Raw genomic sequence first — 283 nt, 5'->3', positions numbered from 1 at the left:
CGAAAAGGTCAGCAGCAAGATGCGCTGCGGGTCGGCGCCGCCAATGATCAGGCGCGCCACGCGGTGCGCCAGGGTGTTGGTCTTGCCGGAGCCGGCGCCGGCGATCACCAGCAGCGGGCGCGAGACGCCGTCGGCGGCGCCGATGTCGTGCTCGACGGCGGCGCGCTGCTCGGGGTTGAGGCTGGCGAACGGGTCGTCGGGGACAGTCGTTGCAATTACGGCGCGCATGGCGGGCATTCGTTCGGGGACGGGCCTTGACTGTACATTTATCCAGTATTGGAAG

1 protein-coding gene is annotated in these 283 nt (G+C 68.2%); it reads right to left on the bottom strand.

Annotated elements, in window-relative coordinates:
* Nucleotides 1–228, bottom strand: a 228-nt coding sequence (locus tag D0817_RS27340) for a UvrD-helicase domain-containing protein (protein ID WP_193555386.1), incomplete at its 3' end; no start/stop codon positions are given.
* Nucleotides 229–283 lie beyond the last annotated feature (55 nt).

This window comes from Flavobacterium cupreum, assembly GCF_003996965.1.
GTDB lineage: Bacteria > Bacteroidota > Bacteroidia > Flavobacteriales > Flavobacteriaceae > Flavobacterium > Flavobacterium cupreum.
This window is presented reverse-complemented; position numbering and strand designations above follow the sequence as displayed.